Here is a 15,645-nt window from a genome sequence, read left to right as displayed (position 1 = left end):
TTTGCGGTCAGGAACCGTTCACGTCGGCGCCGTGTCCGCGGATGTAGCCGACCGAGCCGAGCTTGCGCGCCGCCGCCGCGGTTTCGGTCAGGTGCTGGATCAGGACCGCGTCAGTGAGCGAGTGGAACGTGCCGTCGTCGTTGAAGCTGACCTGCGCGCCTTCGAGCCAGGCGATGACCACCGTGTCCTCGGTGTTGTCCTCCGGGCAATAGAAGGTGTGCACCGAGCCGACCGGCTCGTACAGGTACGAGCCCGCCGTCTGTGGCTGGTCGGGATACTCGCGGTAGCACCAGCGACCCGAGAGCGTGTACACCTGCGCCGGACCGGTGTGGTAGTGCAGCGGCAGGGCGCAACCGGGGGCACAAATGGCCATGAAGACCCACTCTCCGCGCTCCGCGTCCAGGCGCAGCGGCTTGATGTGGATGCCGGGGACACCGAGGATGTCCTTGAACAGCGGGATCTGCTCGATGTTGACGGTCAGCAGCCTGTCCTGCGGCATCGCAGGCAGCGGCAGCGGGGCGCCGGTGGTCGTGGTGAGTTGGGTGGGCAGTCGTGCGGTCATGGGGTTCCTTTCAGAGTGAATGCGAGGACGGGAGCCGTCCCTTGATGAAGAAGCCGGACGCCCGCCGGCCCGTCGGGCAGCGCAGGGCCACGCCGGCCCCGCTTGGGATAAACAGGAAGTCGCCGGGTGCGAGATGGAAATCCTGCTCGCCGGCGCGCGCATCGATGTGTCCGTCTTCGAGGTAGATCACCTGCTCGGCGTCCGGCCTCGGGGCGCACGACAGCGCACCGCCGTCGGCCATGTGCAGGACCTCGATCTCGACCCACTGCGCGCCGACGGAGTCGCGGTCGATGAGGGCACCGGTGGCTGCAATGGCGTCGCCCGCGGCCAGCACGCGGACTTTGCCGCGCGGCGAGACTGCGGGGTCGGTTTCGGTGATCGTTTGCGCCGGGTTCTCGCCGTACGGCGGCGCATAGACGACCAGCACCCGCCCGGGCTGGTCGCTGGTCACGCGAAACGAATGGAACGCGCCTGCCGGCACGTAGCTCCAGGTTCCGGCTCCCATCACTTCCACGCGGCCCTCGGCTTGCGACTCGCCGGTGCCTTCGATCATGTAGGCGCATTGCTCCAGGTGCGGATGCGCGTGCGGCTTCGCGCCGTGCGACTTCACGATCGTGCCGATCAGCACTTCGAGCGCTGTCGCGCCGACGGTCTCGGGGCAGATCACGCGCACGTTGGAGGTGCCGGTGTGGTTGGCCGGCGCATAGGCGGCCACGTCGGCTGCCCTCACCATGGTGGGGTTGGTTTGCTTCATTCCGGTTGAATTCCTGCGGTCTTGGCGGCGGCGGCCCACTTGGCCATTTCCGACTTCACGAACGCGCGCAGCTCGTCGGGCGTCGATCCGCGGCTGCGGCCGCCGGTGTTGGAGAACTCCTGACGCACCGCGGGATCGGCGAGCGCGGCGCGCAATAGCTCGCTCAGCTTCGCGACGGTGTCCTTCGGCGTCTTCGCGGGAACGAAGACCGCCGACCACACCGTCATCTCGAAGTCCTTCAAGCCGGCTTCCTTCAAGGTGGGGACGTCGCGCAGCAGCAGCTCGCGATCGGCGCTCGAGGTGGCCAGCGCGCGCAGCTTGCCGCTCATCACGAGCGGCAGCGCCGGGCCGATGTCGCAGAACATGAAGTCGACCTGCCCACCCATGAGGTCGGTCAGGGCCTGTGGCGTCCCCTTGTAGGGCACTGCCAGCAGATCGGCTCCGATGGCCGTCTTGAGCAGCTCGCCCGCGATGCGGCTGGAGGAGTTGCCGGCGCCGAAGTGCAGCCGCTTGCCGCCGGCGCGCAGCCGCGCGAGAAAGGCGCCGATGTCCTGATAGGAGCTGGCTGCCGGCACGAGCAGCAGCAATCCGGCGCTGCCGACCGTGCTGACCGGCTCGAAGTCCTTCACAGGGTCGTAGGGCAGCTTCTTGAACATCGCCGGGTTGGCGGCGTGCGTGGTGTTGGTCGTCAGGAGCAGGGTGTGCCCGTCCGGCGCCGCAGCGGCCGCCGCCTGTGCCGCAATGAACCCCGAGGCGCCCGGGCGGTTGTCGACGATGACGGGTTGCCCCGTCTTGGCGGTGAGCCATTGGCCGAGCACGCGCGCCCCCGCGTCTGTGCCGCTGCCGGCCGGAAACGGAACCATGATCTTGAGCGGCTTGGCCGGGTATGCCTCGGGGGCCGCCGTCGCAGTCAGCGCAAGCAGGCCGGCTATCAGAAGGAAGAGGATCCGCACTCTATTCGCCTAAACGTCTAATGTTAGTAGTTTAGAGGGAAGAAAGGATCCGACCATGCGGGTTTACCCGCTGCTTCGACCGAAGGCTCTTTAGCCCGGTCTTCGCTCGGCGATCGCCCGCGGCTGCGGTTCCGTGATTCCGGGCGCGGACTTCAATGCGGAGATGGGGATGTCGATCTCGGAGACGTAGCGGTCGCCCCGATACCAGGTAACGCCGGCGTACAGCACGTTGCCCTTGCCGTCGACCAGGCGCCGCGACATCTTGGCGACGGGCGAAGCGAACGGGATCTTCAGCATGTCGCACAAGGGAAAGTCCGCGGGCATCACGGTCATGCGTTGTCGCACCCGTCTGCAGCGTGGGCCGAGTTCATCGAGCACCGCGGCGAGCAACTTCCTCTTCTTGGCGGTGTCCCTGGGCAGCGCTTCGAAGACCGACGTCGGCACATAGATCTCGGCGTAGCAGAACGGCTCACCGGAATAGGTGTGCAGCTTGCGGACGCACACGTTTTCGCTGGCCGCCCTATCGTCCGGCCCAAGCAGCTCCTGCGGGACGGCGGTGGGCCGTCGCACTTCGAGAATCTCGAAGGCGAGCGCCTGCGGCGCGGCGAACGGATCGTTGATCGCCAGCGCAAGCTCGCCCACCTCGGCGGGCAGTGCTGCCACATGCGTCCCGACACCGCGCTGGCTGCGGATGAGCCCTTCCCTGGACAGCATCTCGTACGCCTGCCGGACGGAGACGACGGCGACACCCAGGTCGTCGGCCAGTTGCGTCATCGGGGGCAGCTGCGCGCCGAGCGGGTATTCGCCCTTCGCGATGCGGTGCCTCAGCAGCGAAGCCAAGCGCTGATATTGGGCAACACCGCGCTCGGCCGGAAGCTCCTGCCGCTCGCTTGCGATGAGTCGATCTTCCATCATGCTAAATGCCTAAGTTTGCAATTATGCACATGCATGCGGCGGCGACACGCCGCAAGCGTCCCTCGTGGAGGAAGCAACGGCATTCGAAACTTGGCGCCCCTCAGCTACCTCGTCGTGGCCGGTTTGCGTGCGGGTGCTTCGCGTCGCACCCCGCGTACAGCAGTCCTGGGCCAGAGCAGCCCGCTCTCCAGGGGTTCCGGCACCGGCAACTCCATTGTTGCGATGCGAACGGCGTCCTTCCCTTCGACGCCCAGGGCTCGCAGCGCGCTGGCGACCGCCTGTTGTGCGAAATCCTTCGGCGAGCGCATGGGCAGCATCGCGTGCACGCTCCCCAGGACCGTCATGGAAACGATGTTCGTTGCCAGGCGCATGGGCATATCGACGAAGCGCTGTTGCCGCATGCCTTGTTCGAGATCGCGCTTGACGAAATCGAGCAGCACGCGGCCGCTGCGCATCTCTGGCCATCCCAGTCGGACAAGGAACCCGGCCACTTCGCGGTTCGTCATGGCAAGGCGGATGATCAGCCTCATGCCGGTGGAAACCCGTTGCGCCGGATCGTCGAAGCGCACCACAGCAGGTTCCGCCATGCGGATGAGGTCGTTCATCACCTCCAGAGCCAACGCGTCAAAGAGCGTGTTCGGGGCGTCGAAGTACTTGTAGAAGGTTCCCCGGGAGACCTCGGCCGCCTGGATGACGTCGTCGATGGAAGTCGCCGCCGGCCCCTTCTTGGCGACGAGCTGAATGGCGCTTTCGAACAGGCGCCGGCGCATCCTCTCGCGCCGTTCCGCGGCAACCCGGGTCCGGTGGTCTTCTTTCTGCATGCGCGGATTCTGCCTTGGGGCGGGTGCGGAAAGGCCAGCCTGGGTCAGGCGGGTTCCTGCCTGAATGTGTAGTGCGCGAGCCGCTGGCAAAGGGCATCCCCGTTGCCGGCCGCGGACCACCGCACAACGATGCCGCGTGCCGCGTCACGTACGACCTCGCATGCGCGCAGACTCACGCCCGCCGCTCGCGCTTCCTCATTCACCACCGCCGCGATCTCGCGATCGACCAGTGCCGGCTTGAAGATCTTGCCGACCGGCGTGGTCGGAAGCGCCGGCAGGATCCGTACCTGCTTCGGCCACGCGGCGCGTTCTGCGATCCTGCGTTCCGCCCAATCCATCAGTTCCTCCGGCAAGGCCGATGCGCCGGGGCGCAGCTGTACGTACACCACGGGAACCTCTCCGGCATGGACATCGGGACGCCCGATCGCCGCCGCCAGGGCGACGGCGGGATGTTCGTGCATCGGTTCCTCGATCAACTTGGGATCAATGTTGTGGCCGCCCCGGATGATCAGCTCCTTGCTGCGGCCGGTGAGCCAGAAGTACCCCTCACGATCCAAGCGCCCCATATCCCCGGTGTTCAACCAACGGCGGGTCGCATGGCCGCGTTCGACTGGGATGTCGATCCACAGGTCCTCGTTATGGGCGGCGTTCAGGTAGCCGAGGAACAGGTTGGGACCGGAGATCGCAAGCGTACCCGCTTCGTCGACCGCTGCCTCGCGGATGTAGCGCCCTTCCCCGTCCAGCACCACCACCTTCACTTCCTGCCATGGCACGCGGATCCCGATCGCGCCGGCCTTGGCGGTGCCCCCCGGCGGGTTGATCGTGGAGACGCAGCCCCCTTCGGTGAGGCCGTAGCCTTCCAGGATCTTGACGCCCGTCTCGTCCTGAAAGCGCTTGATCAGTTCGAAGGGCATGGGGGCGGCGCCGCAGAGGCCGAACTGCAGCGAGGACAGATCGTGCCCGTGCGGCGGAACCTGCATCAGGGCCGAGTAGACGGTGGGGACACCCGAGAAGGAACACAAGCGGAAGTACTCCGCGATGCGCCAGAACAGCGGGATCAATCCCGGCGCGCGGTAGCCCGAAGGCGTCCCGAGCACCACGTGGCGACCCAGCGCCCATGGCATCAATCCAGTGCCGATCTGCGCGTTCACGTGGGAGAGCGGCAGGCCGCAGAACAGCGGGCCTGAAAGGCCACTGTCGCCAAACATGGCGGCGAGCTGCATTGCGTTCGCGGCTTCGGTGCGGTGCGTCCGGACGGCGATCTTCGGCAGTCCGGTCGTTCCGCCCGTGCAGAAGTAGGAAGCCACGTCGTCCAGGCACGGCGGCTCGAATTCCAGGCTTTTGCCCTCGACCTTGCGCAGCTCGTCATGGAGATCGAGGACCGGCAGTCGCTCGAGCTGTCCCTGCTGGGCGCCTCCCGCTTGGGAGTGTGGCGGTGCCGCCGCACGCGAGTAGCGCCGCGGGGAGACCGTCAGAACCGCCTGCAGCCCGGGCACTTGCTGCGCGACCGCGGCCACTTTCTCCCAGAGGTCGGACCCGGGGGTGGGCTCCAGCGTCACGAGCAGCTTGGGGCGTACCGCGATCATCAGCTCGCGCAGCATGCCCGGCTCGAGCAGCGGGTTCATCGCGAAGACTGAGCCGGCGGCTTCGCCGCCCCAGATGATCCAGTGCGTCTCTGGAAGATTGGGGAGGGCGAACGCCACGACGTCTGTGCGACCGAGGCCCAACCGGCGCAGGAGATTGGCCGTCTGGGTGATGCGGGCAAACCATTCGCCGTGCGTCCAGGTGAATGGATGAGCGTAGTCGGTCGGCTCGAGAAAAAAGGAGACGGCCGGCGCGTCCGGCGCTCGCCGCGCGCCGCCTCCCAGCAGCTCATACGTACTGTGGACTTCGGCCAGGGGATCGGAGACAGCGTCTTCGAGCCGATGCACGTCGTCCAGCGATCCGATTCCGGACGATGGCACGAGCCGCTCCGGCAACTCGAAGGACGCGGGCGGGACGGCATGCGGATCGTGGTTCATCGGTGGACTCGGCAGTGAGGGCTAGGGAAAATAACAATTCTGTCATAATGACATATAAGTCATTATCACATCAGTTCGTCGCCTGTCCAACCTGTGAAACCCATGCACCCCCTTCGCAACGTCGCTACCGCCTCAGAAGCTGGTAGCCGTTCACAAGTACCCATGCGAGGTTCCACTTCCCTACGGCAGACGGAAGCCATGCCGGACAGCCGCCTGCCTTCCACCATTCAACGCCTGTCTCGCCCCCCCGCGGTCGGCCGCGCCATCTCGCTGGCCTTCCTGCGCTGGCAGAAGAGGTCGCTGGCGAAGACCGAGCGGTTCTGGCGCGACTTTGGGCTGACGATCGCGCATTCAGGGCCCGAGTGCATCGTCGCCCGCGGAACAGCGGGTACGCCATGTGTGACGGTGGCCGAGCCAGGATCGGCCAACCGATTCATCGGCGCTGCGTTCCAGATGTCAGCCGATACGGATTTGCGCGTGTACGAGCGCGAGTTCGCCGGCACCTGGCTGCGCCCCGACCAGCTTCCGGTGAAAGCGCGCGGGATCGAGATCCTGGATCCCTCCGGCCGTCCGGTGTGGCTCCTCCAGGGGCTGCCATCCGTGCCGACGCTGCCGAACCGCGACCCTGTCGGCGCGATGACCAACTCCGCGGTCCATGCACCCCGCATCAACGCCACCGTGCGCACGCCGATCGAACCCGCCCGCGTCGTGCGGCTGGGGCATCTCGTCTTGCAAACGGTGGACTTCGCAGGGATGGCGCAGTGGTACATGCGCGTACTGGGGCTGATCCCGAGCGACGTGCAGTACCTCGCCGACGGCAGTCCGGCGCTGGCCTTCATGCGCCTCGACCTGGGTTCGCAACCCGCGGACCATCACACGCTCGTCCTCGTCGGCGCCATCGAGGACCGGTATGAGCACAGCGCCTACGAGGTGATCGACCTCGACGCGCTCGGACAGGGCCAGCAGGTTCTGCGCGCCGGAGGTTGGCGGCACCTGTGGGGCATCGGCCGGCATCTCCTGGGAAGCCAGCTCTTCGACTACTGGCGCGACCCGGACGGAATCGAGTACGAGCACTACACCGACAGTGATCTCTTCACCGCGGACTCTGAGACCTGCTACTCGCCGCTCGACTTCGGCGGGATCTGGGCCTGGGGGCCGGACGCCCCGCCCTCGATGAAGCCCGGCAAGAACCTCCGCACGGCGCTGCGCGTGCTGCGGCTCGTGCTCGAAAAGCGCATCAGCGTGCAGCGCCTGAAGCTGCTTGCCCAAGCCATGGACGCGCCCGCGCGCCCCTGGTCCTGACTCCACCAACTCCAACTGGAATCCCAACATGCCACGCATCCTGCTTCGCTGTGACGACGGCACGCGCACCTTCTGGGCCGTGCAGTTCGGCTCCCGCCTCGCCCCCCTGGACATCGCTGCCGCCACCACGGGCGAGCTCCTGTCCCGCCATTGGGCGGCCCTCTGGGAGGTCAGGGCGGACCAAGCCACCGTGCCGCTCGCCGAGGTCCGCGTGCTGGCGCCCGTGACGACCAACCAGCAGTTCCTCTGCCAAGGCGTGAACTACCGCAGCCACGTAGAGGAATCCGGGCTGAAGGCGAGCGACTTTCCGTTCAACACGCTCTTTACGAAGGCAAGCTCCTGCATCACGCCCGCCGATGCCCCGGTCGTTCGTCCGGCGAACGTGCACCTGCTCGACTACGAGATCGAGCTGGGCCTGGTGCTGCGGCACGACATCCCGGCGGGCACCGTCGTCGCGCCGGATCGGCTGCATGAATGGCTGGCCGGCGTCACGATCGTCAATGACCTGTCGGCACGGGACGTGCAGCTGCCCCAAGGACAGTTCTACAAGGGCAAGAGCTTCCGCGGCTTCGGGCCGGTCGGCCCGGGCATCGTGCTGCTGAACGCCGACGAGTGGAAGCGCTGGCCGCAGCTGCGCATGCGGCTTGCGGTAAACGGACAGCCGCGCCAGGATGGATATTGCGGCGAGATGATCCACCAGCCAGCCGCGACGCTGAGCGAACTCGCCTCGGTCATGGACGTGCAGGCCGGTGACCTGATCGCCACCGGCACGCCCGCCGGCTGTGCGGCCCGGGCACCTGGGAAGTTCGCCCTCTTCGTGATGCGGCATTTCCTCGGCGAGGCCGGCAAGTGGCGCGCCTTCATCGCGAAGGGGCGCAGCAACCCGATGTACCTGCGCCCCGGTGACCGCCTCAGTGCGACCATCCGCACCGACGACGGCGCCATCGACCTGGGTGAGCAGACCACGGCGATTGCGGCGCACCGATCGGACGCGATGGGACCCTCGGTCGCGCTCGCATCGCGAGCGCGCAGCGTTGTCGAACACGAGCTTCAAGGAGCGAAAGCATGAAGCAGGCGCGATCACTTGTCTGCCTCACGCCCGAAGACCCGCCGCGGCTGTCCGTGCGCGACATGCCGCTGCGCCCGCCGGGACGCGGCGAGCTCGTCGTCGAGCAGCTCGCCTCTGCCATCAATCCCATCGACGTAAAGCGCGCCGGTGGCTACGGGCGGCGGCTGCTCTCGTTGCGCGGTGCCGGACATTTCCCGCTGGTGCTGGGCAACGACGTGGTCGGGATCGTCCGCGACCATGGTCCCGACGTGTCGACACCGCCGCTCGGCGCCATGGTCGTCGGCATCTCTCCTACAGGTCGCTACGGAGCGCATGCATCGCACGTGGTCATTCCCGCCCGCCATGTACGTCCGGTGCCGCCGGGCACCGACCTGATGGAATTGGCTGCACTCCCGTATTGCTTCACGACCATGTGGATCGCGCTGCGCGCGGCGGGGCTCAGGCCGGTCACGGCTGCCGGTCGCAAGGTGCTCGTGAATGGAGCTTCGGGTGCGCTGGGCCGCATGGCACTTCACGTGCTGCGCACATGGGGTGCGCTCACTACCGCCGTCGCGAGCGCTGCCCACTTGCCGGCCTGCAAGGAACTGGGCGCAGACGAGCTGGTGCCGCGGGGCAACGGGGCGTTGGGCCAGCTGCCTTCGGACTTCGCTGCAGTGCTGAATTTCGGCAGCTGGGCGGATGACGCGCAACTTTCCGCCCGGCTTGCTGACCATGCGTTCGGCCACAGCACCACCGTGCATCCGCTGCTCGCCAACTTCGACAGTCACGGCTGGCTTGGCGGGGCACGTCACAGCTACAGCACGCGGCGGGCTTCCCGGGCCCAAGTGGCGGCGCGCAGCACGTCTGCGCGATATGCCTGGGTGCTGTTCCAGCCGGACGAGGAGGCGCTGGAGGCGCTCCTCGCTGCATTCGCGGCGGGACTGCGCCTGCCGGTCGGCTGGACCGGCACACCCGATGACGCTGCGTCCGGTTTTGAACGCGTGCGCGCCGGCGCGCAGGGGCGGTCCGTGCTGGTGTTCCCTCCACCCTGAACGGTCAGCACCACGCTTGCGCCACCCTCCCGCAGCACAACTCATCCAGCGCTTCGAGCACGAGCATGAAGGCTCGGCGCCGCGCCTTGCCGCAGTCTGGATGAAGCGGCGTCCCCCGATCGTCTGCCGCAACTGGCTCACGACGTTCTTCAAGGCCGCTTCGTTGATGTGCCGGTGGCCCACACCGTATTCAGGACCGCGTCCTTCGTCACCAGTTGTCCGGGCTGGCGCAGCAGAGCGTAGAGAACCTGGAAAGCCCGCGGCGTGAGTTCGAGGGCCGCACCGTCACGCTCCAGCAGCGCCTCGGCCTCCTCCAGCCGGTGCGGGCCGAAGCGGGCCTGAAGGGGTGTTGTCTGGTTCATGGATGGATTCGCAACCTCGATCGATACCGAACCGGGACCGTAACGAGACGACTTCAGGGCGCCGCGATTTCAAACTGCTGCCATGACCCTGAACCCGCACCCGACCTATCCCTCCGCTGGCGCGTATGTCCTCCGGATGCACCGCGACGCGAGGCCCGAATCCGGCCAGCTGGTCGGCCGCGCCGAGCACGTAGCAAGTGGCGACAGCACCGACTTTGCCACCGCGCAGGAACTGCTCGCCTGGCTGATTCAGCACGCCGCCGGAACTCGCCGAGCACTGCCATGACAACAAGGAGAGCATTGATGAACGTTCGATGGGCCATCGCACCGCTGGCGACCGCCACCCTGCTGGCCGCCTGCACGGGCGAGCCCGCCAAACCCCACGAGGAGGTGCGGCCTGTCCGCGCCGTCGTCGCGGGCCACAACACCGGTTCGGTGGGGTCCGCCTATTCCGGCGCGATCGCGGCGCGTTACGAAAGCCAGCTGGGATTCCGCACGGCCGGCAAGGTCGTCGCGCGCCTGGTCGACGTCGGAGCCTTCGTCAAGCGCGGGCAGCCCCTGCTGCGCCTCGACCCGCAGCAGGAGGCGCTGCAAGTCGCTTCCGCCAGCGCCGACGTCGACGCGGCCAGGAGCCGCGTCGCGCAAGCGCGCACCGAGCTGCAGCGCACCGAGCAACTGCTCGCGCGCCAGTTCGCCTCGCGCGCCGAACTAGACCAGCAGAAGCTCGCGCTCGACCAGGCCGAGGCCCAGCTGCGCTCGGCCCAGGCGCAGCGCGAGATCCACGCCAACCAGCGCGGCTTCACGGTGCTCACCGCGGACCGCGATGGCGTCGTCACGGCGATCGCCGCGGAGACGGGGCAGGTGGTCGGTGCCGGACAGTCGGTGGTGACCGTTGCCGCGGAGGGCGAACGCGAAGTGGCGATCAGCATCCCGGAGGGACGCGTTGACGAGCTGCGCAAGGCGCGATTGCTGCAGGTCTCGGTCTGGGCGCACCCGGGCAGGCACTGGACGGGCGTGCTGCGCGAACTGGCGCCCGCCACCGACAGCGTGACGCGCACCTACTCCGCCCGCATCACGATCCAGGACCCCGACCGCGAGCTCCTGCGCCTGGGCATGACGGCTTCTGTCGTTACGCCCAATGTGGACGGCACGAGCGCGATACGCCTGCCCCTGACAGCCGTAGTCGACGCCGAAGGGCGCCGCCACGTGTGGGTGGTGGATCCCGAGACGTCGCGCGTGGCGGCGCGGGAGGTGGTGCTGGGCAGCGCCCAGGACGACAGCGTGCTCGTCGCCTCCGGGCTGCAGGGCGGCGAAACCGTGGTGACGGCCGGCGTTCACATGCTGCAGGCCGGGCAGCGCGTGAAGCTGCCTGCCGCAGGAGACGCGCGATGAAGGGCGTCAACCTTTCCGAGTGGGCCCTGAAGCACCCGCAGATGATCGCCTTCCTGCTCCTGCTGCTGACGATCACAGGCGTTCTGGCCTACCGCAGCCTGGGCCAGAAAGAGGACCCCGAGTTCACCATCAAGACGATGGTGGTGCAGGCGTACTGGCCGGGAAGCTCCGCAGAGCAGATGGCGGACCAGGTTACCGACAAGATCGAGAAGAAGCTGCAGGAGGTGGCCGAGATCGACTACACGGCGACCTATGTGCGGCCCGGGGAAACCCAGATCAAGGTCAACCTGCGAGACGCGACTGCACCTGCCGCGGTTCCCGACGTCTGGTACCAGGTGCGCAAGAAGGTCGGCGACATCCGCGCCACCTTGCCGGCAGGCGTGCAGGGCCCGTTCTTCAACGACGAGTTCGGCGACACCTTCGGCAATCTGTACGCCCTCACGGGCGACGGATTCGGCAATCGCGAACTGCGCGAGTTCGCCGACGCGGCGCGCAACGAGTTCCTGCGCGTGCCGGACGTGAACAAGGTGGATCTCGTGGGCAAGCAGGACGAGAAGATCTACGTGGAGGCCTCGACCGCCAAGCTGGCATCCCTGGGGATCGATCCGGCGCTCATCGCCTCGACCCTCGCCCAGACGAACGCCGTCGCGGCCGCCGGCACGGTGCAGTCGAGCGCCGAGCAGGTGCGGCTCACGGTGAGCGGCGAGTTCGACTCGATCGAAGGTATCCGCAGCATCGGCATACACGCGGGCAACCGCACCTTCCGCCTGGGCGACATCGCGGAGGTGCGACGCGGCCTCGTCGATCCGCCGGTGACCAAGATGCGCTTTAACGGGACCGAAGCCATGGGTCTGGCGGTCAGCATGCGCAAGGGCGGCGATGTCATCCGCCTTGGCACGGAGCTGGACGAGACGGTGAAGCGCGTGCAGGCGAACCTGCCCGTTGGCGTCCAGATTCATGCCGTGAGCGACCAGCCGCGGGTGGTGGAGCAATCCGTGCACGAGTTCAAGACGAGCCTCGCCGAGGCGGTGGTCATCGTGCTGGCGGTCAGCTTCCTCTCGCTGGGCTTTCGCACCGGCCTGGTGGTGGCACTGTGCATCCCGCTCGTGCTCGCGCTAACTTTCCTGGCGATGTACCTGTTCGGCATCGACCTGCAGCGGATCTCGCTCGGCGCGCTGATCATCGCGCTCGGTCTGCTGGTGGACGACGCGATCATCGCCGTCGAGATGATGGCGCTGAAGCTGGAGCAGGGGTGGGACAAGTTTCGTGCCGCCACCTACGCCTACACCGCGACAGCGTTTCCCATGCTGACCGGCACGCTGATCACCGCCGCCGGCTTCCTGCCGGTCGGCTTTGCGCGGTCCGGCACGGGCGAGTACGTGGTGTCGCTGTTCCAGGTGGTCGGCATCTCGCTGGTGCTGTCGTGGATCGTCGCGGTGCTGTTCACCCCCTACATAGGATTCAAGCTGCTGAAGGAGCACCCGCACGCCGCGCACGACGAGGAGGCGGTCTACCAGCGCGGCTTCTACGTGCGCTTCCGCCGCTTCGTGGATGCGTGTCTGGTCCACCGGCGCTGGGTCATCGGCATCACCTTTGCGCTGTTCGCGGGATCCCTCCTGCTGTTCAAGCTGGTTCCGCAGCAGTTCTTTCCGGCCTCCGACCGGCCGGAGTTGATGGTGGATCTCTGGATGCCGCAGGCGTCCACGTTCGAGGCGAGCGCGGGCGAGGTGCGCGAGGTCGAGGCCATGCTGCGCAAGGACCCGGACGTGGTCGCGGTCACCAGCTACGTGGGCACCGGCAGCCCGCGCTTCTACCTGCCGCTGGACGTGCAGACGCCCAACCTGAACCTCGGCGAGCTGATGGTGATGACCAAGGGCGGCGAGGCGCGGGAGCGCGTGCGGGCGAGCCTGCAGCGCATCTTCGACCACGAGCTGCCGAACGTGCGCGGCCGGGTGAACCGTCTGGAGAATGGGCCGCCCGTGGGCTATCCGGTCCAGTTCCGCGTCTTCGGCGGCGATGACCAACGCGTGCGGGAGATCGCCGGCCAGGTCGCCGACCTCATGCGCACCAACCCGCACGTGCGGCACGTCAACCAGGACTGGGGCGAGCGGACCAAACGGGTGCAAGTGGACGTCGACCAGGACAAGGCGCGCGCGCTCGGCATCAGCTCGTGGCAGATCAAGGCGGCGCTCGAGGGTTCCCTGACCGGCACGCCCATCACGCAGTTCCGTGAGGGAGACCAGGACATCGACGTCGTCTCCCGCCTGGTCGCAGCGGAGCGCACCGACCTGAACAATCTGAAGGACGCGAAGATCTACCTGCGCGAAGGGAAATTCGTGCCCGTCTCGCAGGTGGCGCGCCTGACGATGACCAGCGAGGAGAGCCAGCTGTGGCGCCGCAACCGGGTGCCGACGCTGACCGTGCGCGCCGACCTCTCCGGGGCGGAAGCGCCCGACGTGACGCGGGCGCTGCTCCCTGGCATCGAGGCACTCGCCAAGCAGCTTCCCCTCGGCTACGGCATCGAGGTGGGCGGTGCCTACGAGTCCAGCGCAAAGGCCGAGAAGTCCATTCTCGCCGTCATGCCGGTGACGATCATCGTGGTCCTCCTGCTCCTGATGGTCCAGCTGCACGACATGAAGAAGATGGGGCTGGTTCTGCTCACGGCGCCGCTGGGGCTGATCGGGGTGAGCGCCATCCTGGCCGCCTTCCGCATTCCCTTCGGCTTCGTGGCGATGCTGGGCGTGATTGCCCTGGCCGGGATGATCATCCGCAACTCCGTGATCCTGGTGGTCCAGATCGACCAGGGACTTGCGGCCGGCGCCCCGCTGTGGACCGCCATCGTGGAGTCTGCAGTTCAGCGGCTGCGTCCCATCGTGCTGACCGCATTGGCAGCGATCCTTGCCATGGTGCCGCTGACGCGCTCGGTCTTCTGGGGCCCGATGGCCTGGGCCATCATGGGCGGACTGGCAGTCGCCACGCTGCTGACGCTCTTCTTCCTTCCGGCGCTGTACGCCGCCTGCTACCGGGCCGAACGGCCGCAACCCCCCTGCGCCGAACCGGCGACAAGAGCCTAGCCATGAATGTGTTCAACCCGAGCGCCCGCTGGGCGCTGCTGGCCGCCCTCGGCCTGTTTTCCGCCGCGGCGCATGCCGTCGACCTGGTCACCGCATACGAGGCCGCGCTGCGCCACGACCCCGCGAAGCTCGGCGCCGACCAGGCGCGTGTCGCGGGCCGCGAGCTGGCCGTGCAGGGCGATGCCTTGCTGCGCCCGCGGATCAGCCTGGAGGCGGGAGTGAACCGCATCCACGATCACTCGTCCGGCAACATCCCTCCCGCGCTGGCGTCCTTCCTGTCCTCGTCGGGAAAAGGCACGGTACGACAAGCCGGCGTGGTGCTCACGCAGCCCTTGTACGACGCGAACGTGAGCGCGCAGAAAAAGCAGCTTCACCTGCAGTCGGACCTCGCGGAGGCGCAGTTCGACCACGCCAGCCAGGACCTCGTCCAGCGTGTGTCGGAAGCCTACTTCGGCGTGCTCTTGGCGGAGGACGCCTTGCGCGTCGCGCAGGCCGAGAAGGCTGCGTTGGGGCTGCAGCGGGACCGCGCCCAGGCGCGATCCGACGTGGGGCGCGGCAAGATCACGGACTTGCGGGAAGCGCAGGCGCGTTACGACCAGGTCGTGACGAAGGAAATCTCCGCGCGCAGCACCCTGGATCTGCGCCGCGCCGAGTTCCGCGAGACCACCGGCTTGCCCGCCGAAAGCCTGGCCGGACTCGCGGCCGACTTCGTCCCCAGCGCGCCGGTTCCGAGCGGCCTCGACGCATGGCAGGGGCGCGGCGAGGACCACAGCACCCTTGTGCGCGCGAAGCGCTCCCAGCTGGAGATCGCCACGGCCGAAATCGGCAAGTACGGACTCGCCGGGCGTCCGACATTGAATCTGGTGGCCAGCTATTCGGGCACGGGGCAGAGCGGCAATCTCTCGCCGCTGCAGAGCATGGATCGCCGCAGCACGGGCAGTGTGGGCCTCCAGTTCAGCGTGCCGTTGTACGCGGGTGGAGGCATCGACTCCCGCGAGCGTGAGTCCATCGCGAAACAAGGCCAGGCCGAGCAGGAATTGGCCGCGGCGCGGCGAGAGGTCCGCCTCCGCGTGCAGGACGCGTTCCTCGCGGTGACAACGGGCGTGTCCCGCGTGGCATCCCTCACGGAGTCGCTGGAATCCGCCCGCACGGCACTCGAGGCAACCACGCTCGGGCGCGACGTGGGCACGCGGACGGAGCCCGACGTGCTCGATGCGCAGCAGCGCGTGTTCGAAGCCGAGCTCGCATTGGCGCAGGCGCGCTACGACTACCTGCTCGGGCGTGTCCGTCTCTCCGCGGCGGCCGGCGAACTCAATCAGTCCGACGTGCGCAACCTCAATGGCTTGCTTGCGTCGCGTTGAAAGGAGCCGCGCCACGCAGCCGCGTGCC

Annotated in this window: 14 protein-coding genes; 7 read left to right on the top strand and 7 right to left on the bottom strand. The window is 67.6% G+C overall.

Features of this window, described 5'->3' with window-relative positions; genetic code table 11:
* Window positions 1-7: 7 nt before the first annotated feature.
* From ACSQ86_RS31110 to ACSQ86_RS31085, 6 genes are all read right to left on the bottom strand, one after another.
* Window positions 8-562, bottom strand: a complete 555-nt coding sequence (locus tag ACSQ86_RS31110) for a 2,4'-dihydroxyacetophenone dioxygenase family protein (protein WP_436307301.1) — start codon at window positions 560-562, stop codon at window positions 8-10.
* A 10-nt stretch (window positions 563-572) separates the two neighbouring features.
* Window positions 573-1,316 carry a cupin domain-containing protein gene (locus tag ACSQ86_RS31105; protein ID WP_436307302.1) on the bottom strand — a complete coding sequence of 248 codons (744 nt, stop codon included), beginning with the start codon at window positions 1,314-1,316 and terminating at the stop codon, window positions 573-575.
* Window positions 1,313-2,269 carry a Bug family tripartite tricarboxylate transporter substrate binding protein gene (locus tag ACSQ86_RS31100; RefSeq protein WP_436307303.1) on the bottom strand — a complete coding sequence of 319 codons (957 nt, stop codon included), beginning with the start codon at window positions 2,267-2,269 and terminating at the stop codon, window positions 1,313-1,315. The genes ACSQ86_RS31105 and ACSQ86_RS31100 overlap by 4 nt, the downstream gene beginning before the upstream one ends.
* 90 nt (window positions 2,270-2,359) lie before the next feature.
* Complete coding sequence (locus tag ACSQ86_RS31095; RefSeq protein WP_436310411.1) at window positions 2,360-3,184, bottom strand: GntR family transcriptional regulator; 825 nt, start codon at window positions 3,182-3,184, stop codon at window positions 2,360-2,362.
* A gap of 104 nt (window positions 3,185-3,288) precedes the next feature.
* On the bottom strand, window positions 3,289-4,005 hold the full coding sequence (locus tag ACSQ86_RS31090) for a TetR/AcrR family transcriptional regulator (RefSeq protein WP_436307305.1): 717 nt from the start codon (window positions 4,003-4,005) through the stop codon (window positions 3,289-3,291).
* Between the two features lie 44 nt (window positions 4,006-4,049).
* Window positions 4,050-6,026, bottom strand: a complete 1,977-nt coding sequence (locus ACSQ86_RS31085; RefSeq protein WP_436307306.1) for an acyl-CoA synthetase — start codon at window positions 6,024-6,026, stop codon at window positions 4,050-4,052.
* Between the two features lie 198 nt (window positions 6,027-6,224).
* Between ACSQ86_RS31085 and ACSQ86_RS31080 the strand changes: the two genes are divergently transcribed.
* From ACSQ86_RS31080 to ACSQ86_RS31070, 3 genes are read left to right on the top strand one after another with little or no spacing between them, the layout of a single operon-like run.
* On the top strand, window positions 6,225-7,328 hold the full coding sequence (locus tag ACSQ86_RS31080) for a VOC family protein (RefSeq protein ID WP_436307307.1): 1,104 nt from the start codon (window positions 6,225-6,227) through the stop codon (window positions 7,326-7,328).
* Window positions 7,329-7,356: 28 nt separating this feature from the next.
* Window positions 7,357-8,397, top strand: a complete 1,041-nt coding sequence (locus tag ACSQ86_RS31075; RefSeq protein ID WP_436307308.1) for a fumarylacetoacetate hydrolase family protein — start codon at window positions 7,357-7,359, stop codon at window positions 8,395-8,397.
* Window positions 8,394-9,428, top strand: coding sequence for an alcohol dehydrogenase catalytic domain-containing protein (locus ACSQ86_RS31070; RefSeq protein WP_436307309.1), 1,035 nt, complete (start codon window positions 8,394-8,396; stop codon window positions 9,426-9,428). Before ACSQ86_RS31075 ends, ACSQ86_RS31070 begins: the two co-directional genes overlap by 4 nt.
* Before the next feature lie 149 nt (window positions 9,429-9,577).
* Here the strand turns inward: ACSQ86_RS31070 and ACSQ86_RS31065 are convergent, their stop codons facing one another.
* Entirely contained in the window at window positions 9,578-9,790 is a 213-nt protein-coding gene (locus tag ACSQ86_RS31065; RefSeq protein WP_436307310.1) for a winged helix-turn-helix domain-containing protein, read from the bottom strand.
* Window positions 9,791-9,872: 82 nt separating this feature from the next.
* Here ACSQ86_RS31065 and ACSQ86_RS31060 point away from each other — a divergent pair, with 82 nt between their 5' ends.
* Genes ACSQ86_RS31060 through ACSQ86_RS31045 form a run of 4 tightly spaced genes read left to right on the top strand, consistent with a single transcriptional unit; the run spans window position 9,873 to window position 15,617 of the window.
* Window positions 9,873-10,076, top strand: coding sequence for a hypothetical protein (locus ACSQ86_RS31060; RefSeq protein ID WP_436307311.1), 204 nt, complete (start codon window positions 9,873-9,875; stop codon window positions 10,074-10,076).
* A gap of 17 nt (window positions 10,077-10,093) precedes the next feature.
* Window positions 10,094-11,182 carry an efflux RND transporter periplasmic adaptor subunit gene (locus ACSQ86_RS31055; protein ID WP_436307312.1) on the top strand — a complete coding sequence of 363 codons (1,089 nt, stop codon included), beginning with the start codon at window positions 10,094-10,096 and terminating at the stop codon, window positions 11,180-11,182.
* Window positions 11,179-14,256 (top strand): efflux RND transporter permease subunit, encoded by a 3,078-nt coding sequence (locus ACSQ86_RS31050; protein ID WP_436307313.1) that lies wholly within the window; start codon window positions 11,179-11,181, stop codon window positions 14,254-14,256. Before ACSQ86_RS31055 ends, ACSQ86_RS31050 begins: the two co-directional genes overlap by 4 nt.
* Window positions 14,257-14,258: 2 nt before the next feature.
* Complete coding sequence (locus tag ACSQ86_RS31045; RefSeq protein ID WP_436307314.1) at window positions 14,259-15,617, top strand: TolC family outer membrane protein; 1,359 nt, start codon at window positions 14,259-14,261, stop codon at window positions 15,615-15,617.
* Window positions 15,618-15,645: the final 28 nt, after the last annotated feature.

Source organism: Variovorax sp. LjRoot130 (assembly GCF_964253755.1).
GTDB lineage: Bacteria > Pseudomonadota > Gammaproteobacteria > Burkholderiales > Burkholderiaceae_C > Variovorax.
The sequence above is the reverse complement of the archived record's forward strand: the minus strand, read 5'-3'. Positions and strand labels throughout refer to the sequence as shown.